Source organism: Rhizobium aethiopicum (genome assembly GCF_900094625.1).
Taxonomy (GTDB): Bacteria; Pseudomonadota; Alphaproteobacteria; order Rhizobiales; family Rhizobiaceae; genus Rhizobium; species Rhizobium aethiopicum.
In genome coordinates, this window is record NZ_FMAJ01000046.1 from 1 (window position 1) to 9,623 (window position 9,623).

Below are 9,623 nucleotides of genomic sequence, written 5' to 3' on the forward strand. Positions count from 1 at the left end.
GACGGCCTTTCGCTTCTTCACCGTTTACGGTCCGTGGGGCCGGCCCGATATGGCGCTGTTCAAATTCACCAAGAACATGCTCGAAGGCCAGCCGATCGAGATCTACGGCGAAGGCAATATGAGCCGTGACTTCACCTATATCGACGATCTCATCGAAGCGATCGTCAGGTTGTCGGCGATTGCGCCCGGTGAAGGAAATCGTCTCGATGACGCTGCGGTCGAAACGCTGTCGCGCCAGGCCCCTTTTCGCGTCGTCAATATCGGCGGCGGCCAGCCGGTGAGCCTGATGGATTTCGTCGAAACAGTGGAAAAGGCGCTGGGCCGTCCTGCCATCCGCAAGATGCTGGCGATGCAGAAGGGCGACGTGCCGCGCACATTCGCCGCCCCCGATCTGCTCGTGGCATTGACGGGATACAAGCCGGCGACGACATTGGATGTCGGCGTCCAGGCCTTCGTCGAGTGGTATCTCGACGTGCGGGGAGAACTGAATGCCTGAAGCGTGTCGGTTTAGCGGAGAAGCGTGACCGCTCCCACAACACCGGCCGCCTTCGAAAATACATAGTCGATAGCAACGGTCAGGCTCTGCGAATAGGCCTTGAGCTGATGGCGCCTACCCTCGACGGGAGCCAGGCCGCGTAAAGCATGAGGGGCGCTCGGCCGCATGAAACCGGCGCGTGTCGTCAAGGGAATTTCAGGCGAATGGCCGGTGGCGGAAGTGTACATCAGGTCGCGGGCGAGGCTCGCGGGCCCGATGGCGAAGGCCGGACCGGCAGCCGTGGTTATGCTCATGGTCAAGGCGATGGCGGCGAGAGTTTTCTGCATGTCGACGTCCCCGTTTTCGGATCGGCGGCGGGCTTACCTTTCGCCCGTTTCCAAGCGATCGACGCGTCTGTCCACGCTTCGGCCGCCTTCATGGGAACACTCTACATGTCGGTATTTGCAGGGCTTTTAAGCAGATCGTTCAAATTTTACGAAACGTGATCTTCTCTGGGACAGTCTCACAGGATGCGATCCAGCTTCTTGTTGATATGCAAGTTCGGCATCAATCCCGCGCTTTGGGCAGCATGATAGGATTCTCGCGCCGCATCGAACGAGATCGACCACATGATGGCGCTCAACAGGAACGCGATAATATAGATCTGGATACGCATCGAATTGGCGATACGGAAAGAGCAAGGCAGTTTTGTGTCGAAAAATGAGCGCATAACGAGAAAAAACGGAGAGCCTTTCGCGCCGCGCCGACCGAGGCCGGACACATTAGTGTCGTCAAATTCAGCGATAGTGCCTTGCTACTGTTAGCAGCCACCCCAAGAGCATGAGAGGCCCGTTCGCTGCGGGCCTCTTTGCTTTTTGGCTCTTAGCCCGCTGAAAGCCCGCACGACGGTCTCGAGAGCGGCTTTTGGCTCATTCCAGCAAGTCATCCTGATGAGGAGCAGGCCTTCCGAAGTAGCATCACAACAGTTATCAAATCATTCGATTGACTTATTTTGGCGATGGTCGTATAAGGTTGTCATGCCCCAGGAACGTGACAACCCAAATCCACCAGCTTCCGCCCGCGCCGAGATCGCGCGCCAGAAAATGCTGACCGCTGCGCTCGACGTCTTCGGCCGTTACGGTTTCGACGGCGCCTCGACCCGCCAGCTGACTGAAGCTGCCGGCGTCAACCTGCAGGCGATCCCCTATTATTTCGGCAGCAAGGAAGGTCTCTACATCGCCACCGCCGAATATCTGATGATGCAGATCGACGCGCATGTCAGCGGCATGCGGGCCCGCATCGGGGCGCACCTCATGGCGCTCGACGCGGCCGGCGAACCGCTCGGAGAGACGCAGGCGCGCGTCTTCCTGACCGAAATTCTCCAGACCATGGTGACGCTCTTCGTCGCCAAGGAATCCGAACCGTGGGCCCGGTTCCTAATCCGCGAGCAGATGGAGCCGACCGAGGCCTTCAAGCGCGTTTATCAAGGGATCATGCGGCCGATGATCGAAATGGGCCGGCGCCTGGTCGGCGCCATTCTGGCTGAGGACCCGGCCTCCGAACATGTGCGCCTGCGAACCTTCAATCTCGTCGGCAGCATCCTCATCTTCCGCTTTGCCCACGCCGCGGTGCTCGCCCAGATGGAATGGGACACCTTCGGTCCGGAGCAGGTGGAAATCCTGCGGCGCCTGGCCGCAGAGCTGGCCGACGTCATCGGTGCGCCGAAAGGAGGCGCAGCATGAAACGCATCATTCCCGTCGCCGTCATTCTCCTCCTTGCAGCGGGTGCGGCCGCCTGGCGGTATGACCTGCCCGCGCGGCTCGGCTGGCTGCCGGAAGCCCGCCGCGAATTCGTCCTTTACGGCAATGTCGATATTCGCCAGGTCTCGCTCGGCTTTCGCGTCAGCGGCCGCCTCTCTGAACTCAGAGTCGACGAGGGCGATGTCGTCAAGAGCGGGACGGTCCTGGCGAAGCTCGACGCCGCGCCCTATGAGTTCGCCGTCCGCTCCGGCGAGGCCAATGCCGCTGCTCTTCGGGCAACGCTCGACAAGCTGAAGGCCGGCCCTCGGCCGACCGAGATCGCCCAGGCGCGCGCCGCTTATGACGAAAGCCTCGCAGACCTGCAGAATGCCAACCTCGCCTATGAGCGCGCCCGCCAGCTTCGCCCGCAGGGCACGATTTCCGAAGCGAACCTCGACCAGGCGACTGCCGCAAAGGCGATGGCCGCCGCCCGCTCAGCTTCCGCCAACGAGGCGCTGAAACTGCTGCAGGAGGGCTCGAGGGCCGAGGATATTGCCGCCGCCGACGCGCAGGTGAAAGCCGCGGAGGCAACGCTCGCCTCTGCCCGCACCTCGCTTGAAGACACCGAGCTGCGTGCGGCGAATGACGGCGTCATCCTCTCCCGTGTGCGGGAAACCGGCGCGATCGTCTCGCCGGCCGATTCCGTATTCGTCTTATCCCTGACCGAGCCCGTCTGGGTGCGAAGCTATGTCGCCGAGCCCGATCTCGGCCGCATCCACCCCGGCATGAAGGTCTCCGTCGCCTCCGATACGGCGCCCGACAAACCCTATGAAGGCCGGATCGGCTTCATCTCGCCGGTCGCCGAATTCACCCCGAAATCGGTGGAGACGCCGGAGCTCAGAACCGACCTCGTCTATCGCCTGAGGATCGTCATCGACAGGCCCGGCCCGGATCTGCGCCAGGGCATGCCGGTCACGGTGCGGCTCTCCGGGCCGGCGGCAGGCCGACAATGAGAGCGCCCGCGCCGGACCGGGACGACAGGCCGCTCGTTCGGATCGACGCTGTCAGCAAACGCTTCGGCGACGCGCCTCCGGCTCTCGATGCCATCTCCGGCGTGATCGGCGGCGGTGCGATCACCGGCCTCGTCGGCCCGGACGGCGCCGGCAAGACGACCCTGATCCGGCTGATGACCGGTCTGATGCTGCCGGACAATGGGACGATGGAGGTTCTGGGCTTCGACACCAGGAAGAATGCCGCCGGCATTCAGGCGGCGATCGGCTATATGCCACAGCGTTTCGGCCTCTATGAGGACCTCTCCGTGCAGGAAAACCTCGATCTCTACGCCGATCTGCGCGGCTTGCCGAAGAGCGAACGCGCCGGCGCCTTCGACGAATTGCTCACCTTCACCGACCTCAAGCGTTTCACCGGCCGGCTGGCGGGAAAACTTTCCGGCGGCATGAAGCAAAAGCTCGGCCTTGCCTGCGCGCTTTTGAAGAAGCCGCGCCTGCTGCTGCTCGACGAACCGGGCGTCGGCGTCGATCCGATCTCGCGCCGCGACCTCTGGAAAATGGTCGAGAACCTGACGAAGGAAGGCATCGGCGTTCTCTGGTCGACCGCCTATCTGGACGAAGCCGAAGCCTGCGACCACGTGCTGCTGCTGAACCAAGGCAAACTGCTCTTCTCGGGCAAGCCGGAGGAGATGACCGAGCGTGTCAACGACCGCGTTTTCCGGGTCTCCGACGTCACCGGCCGCCGCCGGCAAGTTCTCGCCGAGCTGCTGCAGGCCGATGGCGTCATCGACGGCGTGATCCAGGGTGAGGCGATCCGCCTCGTCGCGGCAAAGGATAAGACACCAGATATCGGCAAGGCCGGTGACGCCGCCGCGCTTTCCCCTGCCCCGCCCCGTTTCGAGGATGCCTTTGTCGATATGCTGGGCGGCGGCCCCGGCGGCCGCTCCAGGCTTGCCGAGGCGCAAGAACCGCTGGAGGCTGAGGGTGACCGCCCGGTGATAGAGGCCAGGGGCCTGACCAAGCGCTTCGGCGATTTCACCGCCGCCGACGACATCAGCTTCGAAATCCGCCGCGGCGAGATCTTCGGCCTGCTCGGCCCGAACGGCGCCGGCAAGTCCACCACTTTCAAGATGCTCTGCGGCCTGTTGAAGCCGACCGGCGGCGAAGGCCGCGTCGCCGGTTTCGACCTGCGCCGCGATGCGGCCGAAGCCCGCAACCAGCTCGGTTACATGGCGCAGAAGTTCTCGCTCTATGGCGACCTCACAATCATGCAAAACCTCGAATTCTTCGCCGGCGTCTATGGCCTTCGCGGCCCGCATAGGCGCAAGCGCATCGAGTTGATGGCCGATATCTTCGATTTCGCCCGCCATGCCAACGAGGCCGCCAAGGACCTGCCGCTCGGTCTCAAGCAGCGCCTTGCGCTTGCCTGCGCCGTCATGCACGAGCCGCGCGCCCTCTTCCTGGACGAACCGACGTCAGGTGTCGATCCGATCACCCGGCGCGAATTCTGGACGCATATCAATGCACTGGTGGAAAAAGGCGTCACCGTGCTCGTCACCACCCATTTCATGGATGAGGCGGAATATTGCGACCGCATATCGCTGATCTATCGCGGCCGCTCGATCGCGCTCGGCTCTCCCGATGAATTGAAGGCCCGCGTCGTGACCAATGAGCAGCCGGACCCGACGATGGAGGATGCCTTCATCGCGCTGGTGCAGCAATCGGAAGCGGAGGATGCCGCATGAGCACCTCGTCCGGCCGGCTCAGGCGTTTGTTTGCCCTTGTGCGCAAGGAAAGCTTCCAGGCGGTCCGCGATCCGAGCAGCATCCTCATCGCCTTCGTGCTGCCGCTGATCCTGCTCTTTCTCTTTGGCTACGGCGTCTCGCTCGATACCAGCCGCACCCGCATCGGCCTGGTGACTGAGGAGATGACGCCGTTGACACAGGATCTGTCGGCGAGTTTCCAGGCCTCGCGCTATTTCGATGTGGCGATCGGGCGTGACCGGCGCCTGTTCGAGGAAGATCTCGTGATCGGTAAGGTACGCGGGATCGTCGTCGTCCCGGCGGAGTTCACCACGCGCTATATCGCCGGGAACCGTCCCGCTATCCAGGTGATCGTCGACGGCTCCGATCCGAACACGGCGAATTTCGTACAGAATTATGCGCAGGGCGCCGTCGCCAACTGGGAGCAGCAGAGGCAGGCGGATGTCGCCTCCCGCAGTCCCGCCATCGCGGTCGAGCAGCGCTTCTGGTTCAACCCGGAACTCACCAGCCGCAATTTCCTCGTGCCGGGCTCCATCGCCATCGTCATGACGCTTGTGGGCACCCTCCTCACCTCGCTCGTCGTAGCCCGTGAGTGGGAGCGCGGCACGATGGAGGCGATGATGGCGACGCCGGTGACGGCGGTCGAACTGCTCGCCGGCAAGATCCTGCCCTATTTCCTGCTCGGCCTCACCTCGATGACGCTGTGCGTGCTGCTCGCGGTCTTTCTGTTCGGCGTGCCGTTTCGCGGCTCGGTCGCGGCACTCTACGCCTTGTCAGCCGCCTTCCTGATCCCGGCGCTCGGCCAGGGCCTGCTGATCTCGACGGCGACGAAAAACCAGTTCCTCGCCTCGCAACTGGCGCTGATCACTGCCTTCCTGCCGGCCTTCCTGCTGTCGGGCTTCCTGTTCGAAATCAATTCCATGCCCGCGGTCATCCAGTGGATCACCTTCATCGTGCCGGCGCGTTACCTCATCCCGAGCCTCCAGACAGTGTTCCTCGCCGGCGACATCTGGGCGATGTTCGTCAAGACAATCGCCGTGATGCTGACGATCGGCGGCATCATGTTCGTGCTGGCCGCGCGCAGCACCAGAAAGAGGATCGGCTGAGATGGGATGGACAAGGCTTTACGCCCTCATCGTCAAGGAATTGCTCGCGGTGCTGCGCGACCCCAAGGGCCGCGCGATCCTGATCGGCCCGCCGATCGTTCAGCTCCTCGTCTTCTCCTATGCCGCCACATTGGAAGTGCGCAATGTCGACGTCATGATCCTCAACCGCGACAGCGGCCATTGGGGCCAAGAGCTGATCGAGCGCATCGACGGTTCGCCGACCTTTCGCGACATCGAGTTCGCCACCAGCCAGGCGCAGGTCCAGGCGGCAATCGACAATCAGACCGTGATCGCTGCCGTCGAGATCGGCCCCAATTTCTCGCGCAACATCGAGGCGGGAACCGCGGCCGACTTGCAGGTCGTGCTCGACGGCCGCCGCTCCAACGCCTCGCAAATCGTCGCGGGCTACCTCTCGCAGATCGGCGCTGCCCTTGCAGCCGAGACCCCGGCAGGCAAGCGAACGGGCGCCGAAATGGTTTCGACGGTGCCCCGCAACTGGTTCAACCCGAACCTCACCTATCAATGGTTCATGGTGCCGAACCTGATCGCCAGCATCGCGCTTCTGATCGGCCTCATCGTCACGGCCTTGTCGATCGCCCGCGAGCGCGAGCTCGGCACCTTCGACCAGCTGATGGTCTCACCGCTGCGCATGCACGAGATCCTGATCGGCAAGCTGATCCCGCCGATGATGATCGGCCTCTTCCACATCACCGTCTATATCCTCGCCGCCGTCTTCCTCTTCGAGGTGCCGCTGCGCGGCTCGCTCTTCCTGCTTTACGGAAGCGCGGTCTTCTATCTCGGCTCGGTCGCCGGCCTCGGCCTCTTCATTTCGGCGCTGTCGATGACGCAGCAGCAGGCAATCCTCGGCGCCTTCCTGTTCATGGTCCCGGCCATGCTGCTGTCGGGCTTCGCCACACCGATCGAGAATATGCCAGCTTGGCTGCAGCCGATAACGCTCATCAACCCGCTGCGCTATTTCCTGGTGATCGTCAAAGACGTTTTCCTCAAGGATATCCCTTTCAGCGAAGTCGTGAACCAGACGATCCCGCTGGCGCTGATCGCCACGGTCACCCTCAGTGCCGCCGCCTGGCTCTTCCGCCGGCGCCTGGAATAATCTCACACCCACACACGCTTCAGCCGCCTCACAGAATGTGAACCGGCCTTCCAAAGCGTGACTCTTTGCTGCGGGAACCTCGATTTGGTGACCTCGTTAGTCGAGTGCAACCCCAGCAAAGGAGAAGCAAAATGTACAAGATCCTACTTGTCTCCAGCGCCCTTGCGCTGTCGTCGCTTGCCACCAATGCGCTTGCAGATGGCGCCGTAACCGGTGCGGCCGGCGGCGCCATTACCGGCGCAATTGTCGGAGGCCCCGTGGGTGCCGCAGTGGGCGGCATCGCCGGCGGTGTTGCCGGTGCCGCTATTGACCCGCCGCCGCGCGAGGTCGTCACCTATGTCGAACAGCAGCCGGCCCCGACCTCCCGCGTGGTAGTCGAGCAACCGATCGTCGTCGGCAAGCCGCTTCCGGCCGATGTCGTCGTCACACCCGTGCCCGACAACCCGAAATATGCCTATACCGTCATCAACGACCGCCGTGTGATCGTTGAACCGCGCACCCATCGTGTCGTGCAGGTGATTGAATAATCAAACCGCCGAGACCGCATGCTGCGGCTCGGCTACCTCCGGCCCCGCTTCAGCGGGGCCTTTTTTCGCATTTGCACCGAAGACCAATCGGCGCACGTAGGACGGCAAACCGCCGCCTGAACGGCGGCTTCCATACCCCAGGCGGAAATCACACCTTCAGCTCGCGCCGCTCGCGTTCCGTCACCATGGCAAGATCGAGCACCTTCTGCAGGTTGGCGGCGTGACGGAAATTCGGATCTGGCTGAATGCCGCTTGCCACCGCTTCGGCGAAGCGTTGGTAATTGGTCGGCACCGGCGGCACCTCGATCTCCTTCCAGGTGGCGGTCTCGGCATCATCGCCGAGGCAGCCACGCAGTTCGGACCCTCCCGGGCGATGGATCACTTCGAGGCTGCCCCTTTCGCCGTAGATGCGCAGCTTCAGCTCGTTCAGATGGCCGGTCGCCCAACGGCTGGCATGGACGACGCCGAGCGCGCCATTGGCGAAGTCGACCGACATGGTGAAGCTGTCATTGGCGTCGAGCATATATTCGCCGATCTGGCCGCCCGGCGCCTTGTTGAAGGTCTTCAGCCGCGCAAAGACGTGGTCGATGTCAGTGGCGGCGCCATAGGCGGCGAAATCGAGAATGTGAATGCCGACGTCGCCAAGCACGCCATTAGAGCCGTGGCCGGTGGAAAGCCGCCACAGCCAGGTCGATTCCGTCCGCCAATCGCCCCAGGCGCGCGAGACGAGCCAGCTCTGGAGATAGGAGGCTTCGACGTGCTTGATCGTCCCCAGCTCACCGGCCAGCACCATTTCACGGGCGCGCTGCAGCGGCGCAACATTGCGGTAGGTGAGGTTCACCATGTTGATGACGCCGGCCTTTTCGGCTGCCTCCGTCATCTCCAGCGCCTTCGCATAGTTTTCCGCCAGCGGTTTCTCGCAGAGCACATGCTTGCCGGCGGCAATCAGCGCCAGCGTCGTCGGGTGATGGACGCGGTCGGGCGTGATGTTGGTCGCCGCATCGAATTCACCCCAGGCGATCGCCTCCTCCAGAGAGAGGAACCGCTTCTCGATGTCGAACTTGTCGGCGAAGGCGGAAAGCCGGTCGGGATCGGTATCGACCGCGCCGACCACCGTCACGCCGTCGATTTTGCTGAAGTGGGTGAGCTGGTTTTTCGCCATCACGCCCGTGCCAAGAACGAGTAGTCGCATAAATGCTCCTCAGCGGTAACCGGCTTCGCCGGCCTGGTGCAGTCTCGGGCCGCGTTCGACGATCGGCTCCAGTGCCTTCTCTACCGGCACATTCGGAGCGTCGGTGATACCAGTCAACGCGCCCTCAGGGTTATAGGCCCACTTGACGCCGTTGATCAGCACCTTCTGGATAGTTGCGTCGTGATAGGTCGGGTAGGTCTCGTGGCCGGGACGGAAATAGAAGATGTTGCCGGCGCCGCGGCGCCAGGTCATGCCGGAACGGAACACTTCCCCGCCCTGGAACCAGGAGATGAACACCGTTTCCAGCGGCTCCGGCACCGAGAACTGCTCGCCATACATTTCCTCGTTCTCGAGCTCGAAATGTTCGCCGATGCCGGCGGCGATCGGATGGCGCTGGTTGATCGTCCACAGCCGCTCGCGCTCGCCCGCCTCGCGCCATTTCAGCGCGCACGGTGTGCCCATCAGCCGCTTGAAGATCTTGGAGAAATGGCCGGAATGCAGCACGAGAAGACCCATGCCCTCCCAGACGCGCTTGGCGACGCGTTCGACGACGGCATCGGATACCGCGCCGTGATCCTTGTGGCCCCACCAGGTCAGCACATCGGTTTGGGCAAGACGGGCCTCGCTCAGCCCATGTTCCGGCTCCTGCAGCGTCGCCGTCGTCGCCGAGATGCCGGGATCGCTATTCAGCGCATTG

Annotated in this window: 11 protein-coding genes; 7 read left to right on the plus strand and 4 right to left on the minus strand. The window is 63.0% G+C overall.

Annotated features, from left to right (window positions below):
* Positions 1-496 (plus strand): NAD-dependent epimerase/dehydratase family protein (locus tag GA0061105_RS31805; protein WP_141130271.1); only part of this gene is annotated, 496 nt, incomplete at its 5' end.
* Positions 497-507: 11 nt separating this feature from the next.
* Here the strand turns inward: GA0061105_RS31805 and GA0061105_RS31810 are convergent.
* Together GA0061105_RS31810 and GA0061105_RS31815 are read right to left on the minus strand one after the other, a co-directional pair.
* Positions 508-822: a hypothetical protein gene (locus tag GA0061105_RS31810; RefSeq protein WP_092755340.1), complete on the minus strand. Its 315-nt coding sequence runs from the start codon at positions 820-822 to the stop codon at positions 508-510.
* A 176-nt stretch (positions 823-998) separates the two neighbouring features.
* Positions 999-1,256: a hypothetical protein gene (locus tag GA0061105_RS31815; RefSeq protein WP_141130272.1), complete on the minus strand. Its 258-nt coding sequence runs from the start codon at positions 1,254-1,256 to the stop codon at positions 999-1,001.
* Between the two features lie 256 nt (positions 1,257-1,512).
* Between GA0061105_RS31815 and GA0061105_RS31820 the strand changes: the two genes are divergently transcribed.
* The 6 genes from GA0061105_RS31820 to GA0061105_RS31845 all read left to right on the plus strand — a co-directional run bounded on the left by GA0061105_RS31820 (position 1,513) and on the right by GA0061105_RS31845 (position 7,734).
* Positions 1,513-2,217, plus strand: coding sequence for a CerR family C-terminal domain-containing protein (locus tag GA0061105_RS31820; RefSeq protein ID WP_064695437.1), 705 nt, complete (start codon positions 1,513-1,515; stop codon positions 2,215-2,217).
* Complete coding sequence (gene hlyD / locus GA0061105_RS31825; protein WP_092755343.1) at positions 2,214-3,227, plus strand: secretion protein HlyD; 1,014 nt, start codon at positions 2,214-2,216, stop codon at positions 3,225-3,227. The genes GA0061105_RS31820 and hlyD overlap by 4 nt, the downstream gene beginning before the upstream one ends.
* Positions 3,224-4,969 (plus strand): ATP-binding cassette domain-containing protein, encoded by a 1,746-nt coding sequence (locus GA0061105_RS31830; RefSeq protein ID WP_092755346.1) that lies wholly within the window; start codon positions 3,224-3,226, stop codon positions 4,967-4,969. The genes hlyD and GA0061105_RS31830 overlap by 4 nt, the downstream gene beginning before the upstream one ends.
* On the plus strand, positions 4,966-6,093 hold the full coding sequence (locus GA0061105_RS31835; protein ID WP_092755349.1) for an ABC transporter permease: 1,128 nt from the start codon (positions 4,966-4,968) through the stop codon (positions 6,091-6,093). Before GA0061105_RS31830 ends, GA0061105_RS31835 begins: the two co-directional genes overlap by 4 nt.
* 1 nt (position 6,094) lies before the next feature.
* Positions 6,095-7,207 carry an ABC transporter permease gene (locus GA0061105_RS31840; RefSeq protein WP_092755352.1) on the plus strand — a complete coding sequence of 371 codons (1,113 nt, stop codon included), beginning with the start codon at positions 6,095-6,097 and terminating at the stop codon, positions 7,205-7,207.
* 131 nt (positions 7,208-7,338) lie between these two features.
* Positions 7,339-7,734 (plus strand): DUF1236 domain-containing protein, encoded by a 396-nt coding sequence (locus GA0061105_RS31845; protein WP_064695442.1) that lies wholly within the window; start codon positions 7,339-7,341, stop codon positions 7,732-7,734.
* 148 nt (positions 7,735-7,882) lie between these two features.
* On the opposite strand, the gene GA0061105_RS31850 is transcribed toward GA0061105_RS31845, so the two are convergent.
* Together GA0061105_RS31850 and GA0061105_RS31855 are read right to left on the minus strand one after the other, a co-directional pair.
* A complete protein-coding gene (locus GA0061105_RS31850) occupies positions 7,883-8,926 on the minus strand; it encodes a Gfo/Idh/MocA family protein (protein ID WP_092755355.1) in 1,044 nt (347 codons plus the stop codon).
* A gap of 9 nt (positions 8,927-8,935) precedes the next feature.
* The coding region (locus GA0061105_RS31855) for a ThuA domain-containing protein (protein ID WP_092755358.1) at positions 8,936-9,623 on the minus strand (688 nt) is incomplete at its 5' end.